The 14,917-nt window shown below is 37.9% G+C and carries 13 protein-coding genes; 4 read left to right on the forward strand and 9 right to left on the reverse strand.

Annotated features, from left to right (window positions below; translation table 11 throughout):
* Positions 1–14 precede the first annotated feature (14 nt).
* The 5 genes from Q4493_RS07670 to Q4493_RS07690 all read right to left on the reverse strand — a co-directional run bounded on the left by Q4493_RS07670 (position 15) and on the right by Q4493_RS07690 (position 5,440).
* Positions 15–1,307, reverse strand: a complete 1,293-nt coding sequence (locus tag Q4493_RS07670; protein WP_085301213.1) for a TolC family protein — start codon at positions 1,305–1,307, stop codon at positions 15–17.
* Between the two features lie 71 nt (positions 1,308–1,378).
* Positions 1,379–1,675, reverse strand: coding sequence for a hypothetical protein (locus Q4493_RS07675; RefSeq protein ID WP_233131303.1), 297 nt, complete (start codon positions 1,673–1,675; stop codon positions 1,379–1,381).
* 81 nt (positions 1,676–1,756) lie between these two features.
* On the reverse strand, positions 1,757–2,401 hold the full coding sequence (locus tag Q4493_RS07680; RefSeq protein ID WP_303451129.1) for a class I SAM-dependent methyltransferase: 645 nt from the start codon (positions 2,399–2,401) through the stop codon (positions 1,757–1,759).
* Positions 2,402–2,501: 100 nt separating this feature from the next.
* Positions 2,502–3,401 (reverse strand): cation transporter, encoded by a 900-nt coding sequence (locus Q4493_RS07685; protein ID WP_303451131.1) that lies wholly within the window; start codon positions 3,399–3,401, stop codon positions 2,502–2,504.
* A gap of 218 nt (positions 3,402–3,619) precedes the next feature.
* Positions 3,620–5,440, reverse strand: a complete 1,821-nt coding sequence (locus Q4493_RS07690; protein WP_303451134.1) for a cytochrome c/FTR1 family iron permease — start codon at positions 5,438–5,440, stop codon at positions 3,620–3,622.
* Between the two features lie 297 nt (positions 5,441–5,737).
* Here Q4493_RS07690 and Q4493_RS07695 point away from each other — a divergent pair, with 297 nt between their 5' ends.
* The 4 genes from Q4493_RS07695 to Q4493_RS07710 all read left to right on the forward strand — a co-directional run bounded on the left by Q4493_RS07695 (position 5,738) and on the right by Q4493_RS07710 (position 11,921).
* Entirely contained in the window at positions 5,738–6,088 is a 351-nt protein-coding gene (locus Q4493_RS07695; protein ID WP_303451138.1) for a hypothetical protein, read from the forward strand.
* Positions 6,089–6,171: 83 nt separating this feature from the next.
* Positions 6,172–7,389, forward strand: a complete 1,218-nt coding sequence (locus Q4493_RS07700) for a TolC family protein (RefSeq protein WP_303451140.1) — start codon at positions 6,172–6,174, stop codon at positions 7,387–7,389.
* 63 nt (positions 7,390–7,452) lie between these two features.
* On the forward strand, positions 7,453–8,709 hold the full coding sequence (locus tag Q4493_RS07705) for an efflux RND transporter periplasmic adaptor subunit (protein WP_303451143.1): 1,257 nt from the start codon (positions 7,453–7,455) through the stop codon (positions 8,707–8,709).
* 11 nt (positions 8,710–8,720) lie between these two features.
* Entirely contained in the window at positions 8,721–11,921 is a 3,201-nt protein-coding gene (locus Q4493_RS07710; protein WP_303451145.1) for an efflux RND transporter permease subunit, read from the forward strand.
* 123 nt (positions 11,922–12,044) lie between these two features.
* Here Q4493_RS07710 and Q4493_RS07715 read toward each other — a convergent pair whose 3' ends face one another.
* From Q4493_RS07715 to Q4493_RS07730, 4 genes are all read right to left on the reverse strand, one after another.
* Positions 12,045–12,356: a hypothetical protein gene (locus tag Q4493_RS07715; RefSeq protein WP_077283668.1), complete on the reverse strand. Its 312-nt coding sequence runs from the start codon at positions 12,354–12,356 to the stop codon at positions 12,045–12,047.
* A 181-nt stretch (positions 12,357–12,537) separates the two neighbouring features.
* Positions 12,538–13,983, reverse strand: coding sequence for a mercury(II) reductase (gene merA / locus Q4493_RS07720; RefSeq protein ID WP_077283666.1), 1,446 nt, complete (start codon positions 13,981–13,983; stop codon positions 12,538–12,540).
* Positions 13,984–14,068: 85 nt separating this feature from the next.
* The gene (locus tag Q4493_RS07725; protein WP_273210493.1) at positions 14,069–14,398 is read right to left on the reverse strand and encodes a heavy-metal-associated domain-containing protein; all 330 of its coding nucleotides are present in this window, start codon (positions 14,396–14,398) and stop codon (positions 14,069–14,071) included.
* An 89-nt stretch (positions 14,399–14,487) separates the two neighbouring features.
* Positions 14,488–14,841 (reverse strand): mercuric transporter MerT family protein, encoded by a 354-nt coding sequence (locus Q4493_RS07730; RefSeq protein WP_077283662.1) that lies wholly within the window; start codon positions 14,839–14,841, stop codon positions 14,488–14,490.
* Positions 14,842–14,917: the final 76 nt, after the last annotated feature.

Here is a 14,917-nt window from a genome sequence, read left to right on the forward strand (position 1 = left end):
AAGTGATGCTTTTTTTAGAGTGACAGCGCTTCGTTTGTTAGTTTTTCTATCTCTGCGCCATAAATTAGGGCAGCAGATGCCGCATCAATGAGGGTTCGCCGAGCATTTAACAGCTCTTGTCTAGCCGATACATAATCAAGATATCCATATCGACCTTTTTGATAGGCGTCTTGAGTATCTTCCAGTGCATCTTCAAGCATTGGGATAACCGACTGCTTTAATGAATTAGCTGTTAATATGGCTTGTTTTCTATTGGAGTATGCTCGTAGTAAGTGATTTCTAAACCTCAACTTAGTCGCCTCTTTCTCTATGGCAACTTGATCACGCTCTGCTAAGGCACTAGCGATTGCGCCAGAATTTCGCTTTTCAGCAAACAAAGGTAAGCTAAAACCAGCGACCAGTGCCGTATCATTAGCTTCTTGAGAGCGCCTAACACCGACAGACCATTTGATATTGGCAGTTGACTCTGTTTTAGCTAACTGTATTTCAGCCTCTTTTAGTCGTTGTTCGCTTGCATAGATTTGAATCGCTGGATTTTTTTCTAACTTCGCAAAAAGGCTGTTAAAGTCACTGTTATTGCCAAACTGAAAAAGATCACCTTGTACTTCAGAGAAGGTTACAGAGTTTTCTCCCCAGAAAGCTGCTAAAGAAAGTTTTAAATATTCCAAGCGCTTTTGTTCCGATTGAACAGTTAGATTTGCCTGAGCAATAACTGCTTTTGAGCGTTTCACTTCAGCCTCAGGAGTTGCACCTGCGCGGTTACGTTGAGATACAATCTCTAACGTTTCTTGTGCTAACTTCAGTGCATTATCTGCCAATATAACTCTTTGTTGGGCTGCAAGTACTTCCACGTACTTTTCAGTGACTTGAGCCATCAAGTTTAGTGCTGCTACCTCTTTTTCAGCAGTGAGCAATGCTCTTGAGTTTGAAACAAGCCCAATTCGCGCTGAGCGTTTATCTCCCATTTCAATAACCGAAGATAGAGCGACAGTTAATTCTGCGCTTTCGAATGCAGAGAATTCACCTGAGCCTGCAAAGTTCTCGGCTTCAAGTTCTAGTTCATAAGCGGGATTTAAACTTGCTGTTTGTTCTCGTCCTATTAATGCGGTTTGTTTGAAATCAAATATTTTGAGTTCAGGATTTTGTTTAAGCGTTCGCTGTATTGCCTCTTGAAGATTTAACTGCTTTTCAAATGCATAAACATTAAATGTAAAAAGTGACAAAGCGAGAAACGCGATATATTTGAGCCGAGGTGTTACACACCTCAAAATTTCTATCTTGCGATGCACACAGGTATAAAGTGCCATATATACTTTCCTATAAATTTATATTGTTATTTAGGTCAATAATGTTGACCTTTTTAAATTTGATATAAAAATTAGGCGTATTTAGGGGGACGAAATGGCACCGACATATAGCCTTTTAGCTCAGGAGAAACTAAGGCGTAGGTAGGAAAATGATCTATTGCTTGTAAAATATTACAAGAAGAATCTGCATTTAAAAACAAGTGACAACAGCAACAAAAATTACAATTTTCAATTGAACTGTTGCTATTATTTACTTCAAATATATTGGAGGTTTCTGAAGCTTTTAGTGGGGTAGTTGACTCAGTTAGTGATGTGTTAAAAGAACTTTCTATCAAGTTTATTTCAAGCTCTTCTAGCGAAAAAAACACAGACTGCACCGCGATTAAAATCATTATAACGTATGATATATATGGTTTGAAATATGATGGGTGCATTAGGTTCATTGTTATCTAGTTCGCTTCAATCAGTCTGATAGTTCCCAAAGGCGTTGGGACTATGTTTAAATCTGAAACATGAGTAAACCCTGATTCAACCACCAAAGAGGGAATAACTCCATCTACATTATCTTTTGTAGTTTCGAAACCATCTAATACCTGAACGACAAAGAACAATATCCGTTGAAATATTGAAGTAGGCTTTCCCCAGTCTGCAATTATTAAAGTACCGTCCGGTTTCAGTACCCGACGAATTTCAGTTAATGTCGCGAGCTTAGCTGAACTGTTTAAGTGGTGAAAAAACAAACTTGAAACTACGATGTCAAAAGAGTTTTCATCAAAAGGCATTTTTTGTCCAAAGCCCTGTCTAAAAGAAATATTTAGATCTTTGCCTATAACTTTTTTCTGTGAAATATCTAGAGCGGTTTGGTCTGCATCTAAGCCTATTACGGTATGTTTAGGTGATTTTTCAGCTATTAATTTTGTGAGCGTTCCTGTTCCACAACCAACATCAAGTAGATTGTTTCCTTTGACGTTGGCAACTTTATCAACAATCAGCTTTTTAAAAAATGCTTCTCTCGTGGTGATAGCAACGAGGCTGTCATAAAAACTCGTTAACCAATGAAATCGTAGTGGTGGAATGTAGGTATTGTTTTTCATAAGTTCATTTACCTTTAGCCGTTTGAGCCAGACTTAAACTAGCTATACAGGTGTCAATAATGGTTTTAAAATTTAAATAAATGGTCATGATTGATTTCAGCTAATACTTTAGCTGTAAGATGCGGCGAGCACCGTTTAAAACGACAAGGGCAATTATCAAACCAATCACTAAATCTGGATAACGGCTGCTTGTTACTGTAACTAATAAGCCAGCTAAGATTACGCCAATGTTTGCGATAACGTCATTTGCGGAAAAAATCCAACTCGCTTTCATATGAGCGCCGTCTTCTTTATTGCCAAATATTAAAAACAGACAAGCAATGTTAGCGATTAGTGCTATTCCACCAAATATCATCATTAAAGATGACATAGGCTCACTACCATAAATAAAGCGTCTTACGACTTCACTCAAAGCACCTAGCGCTAAAATAATCTGAAGCACACCAGAGATATGTGCCGCTCTAAGTTTCATGCTGATACTTTTACCTACCGCATAAATAGCCAAACCATATACGGCAGCGTCAGCAAACATATCTAATGAGTCTGCAATAAGGCCAGCAGACTGTGCAATAATCCCAGCAATTATTTCTACAAAAAACATGATCCCGTTAATAGCCAGCAACCATTTTAGCGTTGACGCTTCTTTCATCTCATTTTTTTGGGCTAGATTTTTTGCTTTTGCAGCTTCTGTGCTGCAACTTTTTTTTGTTGATTCTAATTGAGAACCTAAATTTAGTGATTGAAGTTTATTTGTGATCTCTTCTAAATTGTCATCATGGAAAACTTTAACCAATCGATTAGGGATATCAAATTGCAACCCAACGGAAGGCTTAATAGAGTCAAGCGCTAACCTAATCAATCTCTCTTCTGAAGGACAGTCCATTTGAGGCACTTTATATGTACTGACAAACGCGCCACCATAGTTATCTAATTGTGTATCAATTTTTACGTCTTCGTTGGTAGGAGATGATTGACACTGACCACTACATTTTTCTGACATATTTAACATTCCGTAACAATATTTCGTTGAGTATAAAATCTATAGCAACTATAGAGTCAATAGGTTTTATAATCTTTATTGGTGAGTTTCCGACATTAAGTATTAAGACGATTTAACTCTTCTAATAACATCCCAGTTTTAAGATTAGCTAGTAAAATAACTGCTCTTAATTAAGTTAGTGGTGATGCTCAATGAATGATTACTAACTACTGTGTAAATTATGAGGCATTGCGATTCCTTGAACGATACATATACAGTGAAAATAATATCAGAATGGTCACCTGAGCTGTTATACCTTGCCAAGTAGAACCTATACCGAACCATGTAACTTCCACATTAATAGGTAACGGAGTGATTCCTATAATCGCAGCCTCTTGAAGAGCTGAGATGGCTTTACCCATTAATATGAATGATAGAACTAAAAGCAAGTAAGTTGTTGTAGAAAAGAAACGAGCAATTGGCAATTTAACAGAATATCTAAACATTCCCCATGCAAGAATCGATAACACAGCTACCCCGAATAAAAATCCACTGATAACAAATGAGTATTGAGTTGTTGAGGCTTGTGTTACAAGTGATTGATAGAATAAGACTGTTTCAAAAACCTCTCGATAAACAGCAATAAATGAGAGCACTGCTAGTCCCCACAGTGTACCCGCTTCTAATTGTGAATTAATGTGCTTTTGAATATATGCCTGCCAATGTTCAGCATTCGTTTTGCTATGCATCCAGATCCCAACATAAAACAACATTACTGCTGCAACCATTGCAGCAATACCTTCCATGACTTCCCGACTCGCACCACTGATATTGATAATTGACTGTGCTACCGCCCAAGTAGCAAAACCTGCTAATAGCGCACTGAACCAACCAAAATGGACATATTTTAAGGCATCATGACGTTTAGTTCGAATTAATACTGTTATTAAAGCCAGTACAACTAGCAACGCTTCTAAACCTTCTCTTAGTAAGATAACTAAGCTTGCAGTGAAAAGAGCTTCATTTGACAAAGTGGTTTCTGTCAACAATTCTTCCGCATCATGGAGTTGCCCCACAGTAATCTCCATAAGGCTTTCAAATTGATTAACCTGTTGCGCGTTACTTAAAACTTGACGAAGCTTAATCAAGTTTCCTTCGATGCTTTTTCGTAAATCTTTGTCTCGTGCATCCAAACTATTTTCAATTAATTCAAAACCATCTAGATAAGCACTCACAGCAAGTGTCTTAGCCTTCTCGTACTCCTCATTTTTATACGCATTGCTTGCGGCAGCTAATTGAGTTTTGGTTATAGCGATAGGACTACTTTGATTGGTAAACAATAATGTAGGATTAGCCCTTAATCCTTCAATTTCATTTTTAGTTAATCCGTCAGTTTCTGTCGATAACTTTAATGGACTATAATTTATCCAATTTTGTAATGAAATTGATTGTGATGGTTTTGTTAATTCACTTGATGATTTAAATGCCAAACCACCTACATAAAATGCAAGGGACCATTTCTGCTGTTCTTTTAATTGTGTAAATGCAGGCATGGCAGTGTCATCAAGCCCATTAGATATGGCATCAAATAAGCCTAAAAGTGAACGGTTTTCTGCACGTGTTTTATCGGTAAAATCGGTAGGAGCAGGCTCTAATCCCGATGCCAAAACACCATTTCCTTGACCTGAAATACCATGACAACTCGCACAGTTATTTTCAAATAAAGAAAACGTCGCTTCTTTAGAAAGTAACCTTTTAGGGAGAGGTAGCTCTGGCATCATAGCCAATAATGAAATTCGTAACTCAGATGTAATTTTCCTGACAATATTTGCATTTTGCTTAGTTGAAATAGCTGTTTGTAAAGCTAATGCTTTCTCATTGAGTGAACGCATATAATTATTATTAATTGACGTTTTTTCAACTATCAACTTGGAGAATTCAAGCATTTCTTGATATTCATCATCGTTAATAACTTGGCCGTCCTTAATAGCCGACTCATAATCAACACCTACATATTCTGCTAATTGTATAATTTGTCGATGCTGCGAAAACTCTTCCAAATTGGAAGCTATACAAAATTTTGAAAAAAATGCTGTGACTAGCAAGATCAAATAAGCTAGCGGCTTTAAATAGTTATAGTATTGGCTTTCCTGTTTTACTTTTGGGGAAAAGGGCATAAAATGAGTTCCACAGTTCAAATCTAAATGATATTTATTATCACATTGTAAAATCTATAGTGGCTATAGAGTCAAATAAAAAGTTATTTAATGTAAAAGCGTGGAAACTGACTGGGAAAGCTAGTTTAAGTAAATAGTTTCTGCTAGTATTTTAATTACTATATTTACTAGGTAATAACTTTGAACCTTAATGTTGTACTAAAAATGCTATTGGTTGTTTCGATTGTTTTACAATCGTTAACTGCTGTCGCATCTTCAACATCTGAGAATCACCAGATTGATATAGAACATCTTCAAACTCAACATGATCATGCCGATGACCGAAATGCCTTAAACGATAATACAGATGATGAGCAGCATAATGAAAAAGATTGTCATCACTGCGGTCATTGCAGTGGCAGTCACTTATCTTGGATTTTAGTCAGTAATTCAAATACCACGGGCAAACTAAACATTATCAATAAAACGCCATATCAAATTGATCAAACAAATACCTACCTTGAGGCGATACTTCGTCCACCCATTTCTTAATTAGATTGATTTTTAATGACCTATTTATCCTTTAATAAAGGATAAATAGTTCGTGTTTATTAATTTTAAAATTAAGAATTTTTATGTATATATATTTAAAAAATACAGGGTTAGTCCTGTCTTTATGCATGGCTGTGAGTTTTTCAGTTGTCAGTTATGGCAAACAGAAAAATATTTCATGGCTAGATAGTCAAATAAATAAAGATCCCGAAGTTGTTGCGGCTAAAGAGTTACTTAATGCAAGTAATCATAGAGCAAAAAGCTTAACTCAAGCCGTATATAACCCAGAGCTTGAAGCAAGCTATGAAAAAGAGGGGGATTTTGATAATTACTCTATTGGTATCAGTCAAACGATTGATTTTTGGGATAAGCAATCAGCAAATAAAAGCATTGGTGAAATTGATGTTTATGCAAACCAGCAACAGTTGTTATCTCTACTCGATTCTAAAAAGGCTAACGCTTTAACTGCAATAGTTAATTGGCAAGCAGCAAAAAAGGCGGCTCAGTTACTTTCAGAAAGAGAAAATCAATTACAAACGCTCGTTGGAATTGTTGAAGATAAGCGAAAAGCAGGACTTCTAGAGCCACTTGACGCTGAACTGGTCTATTTAAACTTGTCCCAAATTTTCAGTGAAATATCTGAGTCGCAAATTGCTTTGAAAAATGCAGAGGTAAAGGTTCAGGAGTTATTGCCTGATTGGACGTCTAATACTGCCAATTTGTTTTCATTTACTTTTGGAGCAACAAGCTATTCATTTAACTCTCAGTGGGTTGAAGATCATCCAAAAGTTAAACTCGCTAAAGCGCAATGGAAGGGACAACAAACTAAAGCTCAGCTAACCACTATGGAATCTAAAGCTAATCCAACCATTGGAATTAGCGCAGGGAGAAGTGGAGATGAAGACTTGGTTGGTTTGACTTTCTCAGTTCCTTTAAACATCAGAAATAACTATTCAGATACTGTTAAAGCCGCTTATTCAGAAGCAATTGCAGCAGAGGCTAACTTTCGGTCGGTTTATCGAAAGCAGTCTTTTGAAGCAAAAGCTAATTATGAATCGTTTAATGTAAGTAAAAAATACTATGAGCAATGGCGAAAACTCACACAAGGCAGATTAGATAGCAGCGCAAATTTATTAAATAAGCGCTGGGAAGCTGGTGACATCAATACTTCTGACTACCTACTTGCATTGAATCAACGTGCTGAAGGTCTTCACGCAGGAATACGTTTGGAAAATCAATTCAAGCTTGCAGAAATATCTTTCGTTTTAAGTATGGGTCAGTTATCAAAATTTGAGATTTGAACGTTTACTTTTTCAGTAGCGAAAAACGAAATCTTAAATTTATCAAAAATATAGGTTACAAAAATGAATACAATATTTAGTAAAAAATTATTAGCCGTAGTAATTAGCAGCCTGTTAGTTGGGCTTACTACAAATCATCATGCTTTTGCACAGTCGTCAGATGGTACTGGTTCTGTCGCAAAGGTTTCGAAGCAAGATGTAAAAGAACATAAAGATGATCATGACGATCACGAAAAGGGACATGAAGAAGAAAAAGATGGTCATGATGAGCACGGCCATGAAGGTGATAATAAAGAGGAAGAAGAGCATGAAGAAGGTATCACTATTGATCCAAAGAAGATGTCGCTTGCTAACATCAAAGTGGAAAGTGTTAAGCCTGAATATCAATTTAGCACCGTGTATGCACCTGGCGAAATAAAAGCTAATGGCTATAAAAGTTATGTGGTATCCCCACGTACAGAGTCAGTTATTATCAGTCGCCATGCAGCGCTTGGCGAACATGTAGATAAGGGACAAAAACTGGTCACTCTATTTAGTGAGTCCATGTCACAAGCGCAAGCGGACTATCTAATCGCTTCAACGGAATGGCAACGTATTAAAAAACTAGGTAATAAAACAGTAAGTGAAAGCCGCTTATTACAAGCTGAAACGACTTACAACGCTTCATACGGAAAACTCATTGCTTTAGGGTTAACTGAAAAAGCAATTAAAAGTATTTCTAATAAGGATATTAAGGCATTCGGGCAATATACGTTAACGGCACAGCGTGAAGGAGTAGTGCTTCAAGACGACTTTATCCAAGGGCAACGTGTTGATGCTGGGGATACCGTTATGTTGCTAGCTGATGAAAAACAATTATGGGTTGAAGCAAAAGTTTCTCCAAATAAAAAGCTTAATTTATCAATTGACTCTCCTGCGGTACTTAAATTAGAAGGCCAGAGTTACAATGCCAAAGTTATCCAAGAAGCCCATACAATTGACCCTATTACTCGTACTCGAATTATTAGATTAGGAGTAGAAAATTCGGATGATAACCTCCATTCAGGCATGTTTGTAAAAGTTTACTTTCAGTTCGCCACAAAGCAAAAAGTGATGGCTGTGCCAGAAGAAGCATTGATCCGCAGCGCAGATGGTGATTGGACCGTATTTGTCGAAGACCACCCTGGAGAATTTAAAGCTGTAGAAGTAGAACTAGGCCGAGCCTTAGGTGGTTTTAGAGAAATCATTGGCCTTAATAGTGGAACGCGAATTGTAACCAAAGGCGCATTTTTTGTTGCGTCTGAAATCGCTAAAGGCGGATTCGATCCGCATAACCACTAAGGGGCAAAACTATGTTTAATAAAATAATAGATTGGTCTGTTAATAATAGACTCCTGATTTTGATTGCGCTGTTTGCCACCATGGTTGGCGCAATTATGGTTATTCCAAAACTAAATTTAGATGCCTTTCCTGATGTTACTAATGTTCAAGTTGCTGTAAATACTGAAGCGCCAGGACTGGCTGCTGAAGAAGTTGAACAACTCATTACGTACCCTATTGAAGCGGTAATGTATGCCTTACCTGATGTAGAACAAGTGCGCTCAATTTCTAAAACGGGCTTATCTGGCGTAACGGTTGTTTTCAAAGAAGGCACCGACATTTACTTTGCAAGACAACTCGTATTTGAGCGTCTTCAAGCCGCAAAAGAACTGATACCTGAAGGTGTTGGGACACCCGAAATGGGGCCAAACACCTCAGGGCTGGGCCAAGTATTTCAGTACCTTCTTATTTCTGATAAAGATGCAGGCTATGATGCTATGGCGCTTCGAAGTCTTAACGATTGGATTGTGAAGTTACTCGTTATGCCTGTCGATGGTGTTACTGATGTACTCTCCTTTGGAGGTATTGTTAGGCAGTACCAAGTAAATGTAGATCCATCTAAGCTTCTTTCTTATAAATTAACCCAAGAAGACGTTGTTGGTGCCCTAGATAACAACAATGCCAATGTTGGCGGATGGTATATGAATCGTGGGCAAGAGCAGCTTGTTATTAGAGGTACAGGTTGGTTTGAAAGTGGTGACGCTGGAATAAGTAATATTAAACAAGTTCCCGTCAAAACAGTTGATGGGACGGTTGTGACGGTTTCGGATATTGCTAAAGTTGAAATGGGCAGTGAAATTCGTCAAGGTGCTGTCACTATGACGCGAAAATCACCCAATGGTAAAGTAGAGAACTTAGGTGAAGTTGTCTCTGGTATTGTCTTAAAACGCATGGGGTCAAATACTAAAGCTACCATTGATGGTATCAATGCAAGAATCCCATTGATTAATCAAGCATTACCTAAAGGTGTTCGCTTTGAGCCATTTTATGATCAGGCTGATTTGATTGAAAAAGCCGTTGATACGGTAGTTGTTGCACTTTCACTAGCATTTATTTTCATATGTATTGTATTGGCTCTATTCTTAATGAATTTACGTGCAACCTTCTTGGTATTAATTTCAATTCCAATTTCTATTGGTATTGCGTTAATGATCATGGCTTGGTGGGGGATATCTGCTAACTTAATGTCGCTAGGCGGAATAGCTGTCGCTATTGGTATGCTAGTTGATGGCTCTGTCGTGATGGTTGAAAACATGTTTAAGCATTTAAATAGACCAGACTCTACCCACTTAAAAACTGTAAAAGAAAGAGTGCCTAGTGCTGATACTGATCCACATGATGTAGAACAAGATGAGCATGGTATTAAATTACGTCTTCAAAATGCAGGTAAAGAAGTGGCTCGTCCCGTCTTTTTTGCAGCCTCTATTATTTTAGTCGTATTTACGCCTTTATTTAGCTTTGAAGGTGTTGAGGCAAAGTTATTCCAACCTATGGCGATAAGTATCATTTTAGCTGTTATATCCGCTATTGTGGTTGCGTTGTTTATTGTACCCGCTTTAGCAACTTATTTATTTAAGTCAGGTGTTAAAGAAAGAGAAAGCTTTGTTCTTAAACCATTAGATAAACTCTATAGAAAAGGTCTAACATTCGCTTTAAAACATACCAAGTTAATTATCTCAACATCTTTTTTATTGGTTGTGTCGGCTTTTGCGTTGGTTCCCTACATTGGTACTGAGTTCGTTCCAGAATTAGAAGAAGGGACGATTAACTTAAGGGTAACCCTTGCACCTTCTTCTAGTTTAGATACTGCGCTCACTGTGGCACCAATTCTAGAAGAAAAACTAATGGCTTTTCCTGAAGTAACCTATGCATTAAGCCGAATTGGACGAGCAGAAATAGGTGGAGATCCAGAGCCAGTTAATAACATAGAAATTTACATAGGATTGAAGCCTGTTTCTGAGTGGTCAAGTGCATCTAATCGATATGAACTTCAAGAAAAAATGGAGAGATCTTTGGAAGAATTCCCTGGGTTGCTACTCAACTTTTCTCAACCTATTGCGACTCGTGTTGATGAGCTACTATCTGGCGTTAAAGCTCAGTTGGCGATAAAGCTATTTGGTCCTGAGTTAGACGTTTTAGCGGCTAAGGGTCAAGAGATTGAAGCAGTTATTAAGAGTGTTGACGGTGCAAGAGATGTTGCTCTTGAGCAAATTGCAGGTGAAGCGCAACTTGTCGTAAAACCTAATAGGCAAGAGCTATCGCGTTTTGGACTTTCAGTTGTTGATATAATGGAAGTTGTGCGAGATGGTATTGGTGGGGTCGAAGCTGGACAAATCATCAATGGCAATGAACGTTATGATATTTATGTGCGTATTGAAGAAGAATATCGACGAAATAAGGAAGCTATTTCAGATATTCGAATTCAGTCACCAACAGGTGCTTGGGTACGCTTAGGTGATGTTGCAACAGTTTCATTTGAATCAGGTCCTCCTCAGGTTAGACGCGACGATGTTCAAAGGCGTGTCGTTATTCAAGCAAACGTTCAGAATAGAGATATGGGCAGTGTAGTAGCCGACATCAGAAAAGTTATTGCTGAGAAAGTTGACCTACCTTCAGGCTACTCGGTAGCAATAGGTGGCCAATTCGAAAGCCAGCAGCGTGCTCAAAACAGACTAGCTATCGTTGTACCTCTATCTTTAGCGCTAATTGCATTGTTACTTTATTTTGCTTTTGGCTCTGTTGGTCAAGCTATGCTGATTTTAGTGAATGTGCCACTTGCAGTTATTGGTGGTGTATTTTCTTTGTATCTAACAGATCAGTATTTGTCAGTGCCTAGCTCCGTTGGTTTTATTACCTTATTCGGTGTAGCGGTATTAAATGGGGTTGTAATGGTAGAAAGCATCAACCAACGAATAAAAGATGGCTTAGAGGCTTCCAAGGCAGTTTTTGAAGGAGCAACGTCAAGATTAAGACCTGTACTTATGACAGCAATTACATCTGCATTAGGATTAATCCCAATGCTAATGTCAAATGGTGTAGGTGCTGAAATCCAGCGCCCACTTGCCAGTGTTATTGTAGGTGGTTTGGTAACGGCCACGCTGTTAACACTGTTTGTATTACCTGTTTTATATCGCTGGTTTTCAAGGAAAAAAATTGAGGAGTTGTCTCGTTAACTAAGATAGCCTAACTTAGATTATTCCGTATTAGGTACGTAGCTGATGCGGAATAATTTTATATTTTACGTGGTAAGAGATGGGTCATTGTCTTTCTGGAAAAAGAGGTGGTTTGATCTACTGCTATAGTAAAGAAGATATTTTAATATACAGCTCTTTTGCTTGTGCGTGATTTAAATTATTTGCTGACTTATTTTGACCAATAGTTGAAGTGACACTTACAGCCTCGTTAGAGGTTTGTTCGATATCTTTTGTGGTTTTTGCTCCATTATCTTTATGCAAGCGTTCTATACCAATACTAGAGATATTGACCGAATCACTAGTAAGCACGTTAAGATTTAATTTCGTTACGGTATTTAAAAACGGCAGACCAGCACTAGCGGAATTTACATCCGCTATATTTGTATTGACACTTAATAGGTTAATACTCAACATTACTTATACTCCCCTAGTATCCAATTATAGTATCTTGTTGGGGAAATCGCCATTTTTCTATTAGATAACAAAGCTAACAATATTTGTGATCGGATACTTTTAATGGGCACTTCAGCTTTAAGCTCATTATTTGTGTATATTAGGTAACAGTAGAGGGCGAACTTCTTCCATATTGTTTTGATTAACCTGCACAGCATGAAAGCTCAGATACATCTTTATTAAAAGTTTGAGCACACAGCTTTAAACCTTCGACCATAGTTAGGTATGGAAATAATTGGTTTGCCAAATCAGTAACGGTCATTTGGTTACTGATAGCTAATGCCGCACTCTGTATTAACTCTCCACCTTCATGTGCTAAGATCTGTGCCCCAATAATGCGCTCACTTTCACGCTCAGCAACTAACTTAATAAAGCCATCAGTTTCAAAGTTAGCTAACGCCCTCGGCACATTTTCCATGTCCAAAACTCGACTAATAACATCAAGTCCTTTAGATATAGCTTGCTCTTCAGTTAAACCTACCGTTGCAACTTGTGGGTCAGTGAAAATCACAGCAGGCATGGTAGATAAATCAAGTCTAGAATCACCGCCTGTCATATTAATACCAGCTCTACTTCCTGCTGCCGCAGCCACATAAACAAATTGAGGCATGTTAGAGCAATCACCTGCGGCATAGATATTCGCTATTGATGTTTCCATGCGATCATTGACTTTGATCGCACCATTTTTTTCTGATTCAACACCAATACTGTCCAAGCCAAGTTTAGTTGTATTTGCATTACGACCTGTAGAGATGAGTAGTTTGTCAGCCTTTAAAGTCCCATCATTAGTACCTAATGAGAATTGGCTTCCATCATGACTTACAATGCTTGCCTGCGTATTATCTAGTATTTTGATACCTTCATTTTCAAAGCACTGTTTAAGCTTTTCACCCAAAAGAGGGTCTTCTGAATACAATAAAGTATGTCGTGCTAACACAGTTACACGAGTCCCTAAACGAGCGTAGGCTTGAGCGATTTCTAGCGCAACAACTGAAGAGCCGATTACTATTAAGCTTTCAGGTAACTCTTGTTCAAATAGTGCTTCTGTTGATGCCCAGTAAGGGGTATTTTCTAATCCTTTAATTGGCGGAATTGACGGAGTTGAACCAGTGGCTATCAATATTCGATCTGCATGCAGTTCTTCATTAGTGCCATCTGGTTTTTGGATAATCAATGTACTTTCGTTTTTAAAACTCGCATAGCCTTTAATCAAAGATAATGCCGAGTTTTTCTTTAGAATACTTTCATATTTAGCTTCGCGTAGCTCTTCAACACGAGACTTTTGTTGATGAGCTAGCAGAGCACGGCTTATTTGAGGGTTATTATTCTCAAGCCCATCAAATGGGTTTCTTCGTTGTTGGTGCGCTAATTGCGCAGCACGAATTAAAATTTTCGATGGAACACAACCAACATTGACGCAACAACCGCCAATAACATCAGCACCTTCTATAATGGTCACTCGTGCGCCATTTTCAGCGGCTTTTATAGCGCAAGCAAAAGCACCAGAGCCGCTACCGATAATAGCAACATGTAGCTGCTCGCTTTCACTCTTAGAGCAACAGCTTGTTGAGCATTGATCCGAAGACATAATAATTCCTTAAAGTTTTGTTGCTATTAATCTTTGGTGCATTTGTTATGGCTAAACTAATCAACAAGCAGACTTATGCAAAATCTTACTTGGTAGTTTTTACTTTTGCTGGGTAGCCAATATTTGTAGACGCTAACGCAATAGCTTCAATGCTGGCCTTGTTAGGATCAAATAAAACAGTCGCTGTTTTTTCATCATAATCAACAGTAGCTTTTACAACACCATCTACTTTTTCCATCGCCTTACGTATAGTTATATTGCACATCTTGCAGGTCATTTTCTCAATCGAGAAAACTTTAGTAGCTACTTCTTGAGTAGCAACATTACTGGTTGCTTCAGAGTGTGGCATTGCTAGTGTGTTGCCAAACATAAGCATTGAGCTTAACAGTATTGAAACGGTAATTAATTTTTTCATTGTTTTGCCTCTTTTTAATATATGTTCAAAATTAACTTGATTGGTTAAATCGTATTGTTATCAGTCAACTTTTGTTAATCACTTTTCTATTAAGCAATAATGTACTCTGCGTAATAGGGAAAACTCATCATCACGATTAAAATTATGCTTACAATCCAAAACATAATACGCTGATTCTTTAATACTTTAGGGTTAGCGCAAATTGAACCGTCCTCACACTTTTGAGGGGCTATATACAATTTATAAAAAACTACGCCTAATATAATGAGGGTTATCACAGTAAAATATCCGCTATAAGGTTCCATAGCAGTGAGGTTACCTACCCACGCACCTCCTATGCCAAGTGATAGCAATAACAATGGGCCAATACAGCACGCTGACGCACCTAAACCAGCAACAATTGCTAATAGCAAAGAACGATTAGGTGTGGGGGAACTCGTCATAATTAAATCTCATATAGGCTAATATAAGATAGTTTACACTCTGGGGTATAGCACAGAGTCAAGAGGGTGTTAGGTA

Source organism: Colwellia sp. 1_MG-2023 (assembly GCF_030546755.1).
GTDB lineage: Bacteria > Pseudomonadota > Gammaproteobacteria > Enterobacterales > Alteromonadaceae > Thalassotalea_H.

Coding starts and splice junctions, on each gene's coding strand:
- Q4493_RS07670 (WP_085301213.1), bottom strand. CDS start 1,307: ATGGCACTTTATACCTGTGTGCATCGCAAGATAGAAATTTTGAGGTGT.
- Q4493_RS07680 (WP_303451129.1), bottom strand. CDS start 2,401: ATGAAAAACAATACCTACATTCCACCACTACGATTTCATTGGTTAACG.
- Q4493_RS07685 (WP_303451131.1), bottom strand. CDS start 3,401: ATGTCAGAAAAATGTAGTGGTCAGTGTCAATCATCTCCTACCAACGAA.
- Q4493_RS07700 (WP_303451140.1), top strand. CDS start 6,172: ATGTATATATATTTAAAAAATACAGGGTTAGTCCTGTCTTTATGCATG.
- Q4493_RS07705 (WP_303451143.1), top strand. CDS start 7,453: ATGAATACAATATTTAGTAAAAAATTATTAGCCGTAGTAATTAGCAGC.
- Q4493_RS07710 (WP_303451145.1), top strand. CDS start 8,721: ATGTTTAATAAAATAATAGATTGGTCTGTTAATAATAGACTCCTGATT.
- Q4493_RS07715 (WP_077283668.1), bottom strand. CDS start 12,356: ATGTTGAGTATTAACCTATTAAGTGTCAATACAAATATAGCGGATGTA.
- merA (WP_077283666.1), bottom strand. CDS start 13,983: ATGTCTTCGGATCAATGCTCAACAAGCTGTTGCTCTAAGAGTGAAAGC.
- Q4493_RS07725 (WP_273210493.1), bottom strand. CDS start 14,398: ATGAAAAAATTAATTACCGTTTCAATACTGTTAAGCTCAATGCTTATG.
- Q4493_RS07730 (WP_077283662.1), bottom strand. CDS start 14,841: ATGACGAGTTCCCCCACACCTAATCGTTCTTTGCTATTAGCAATTGTT.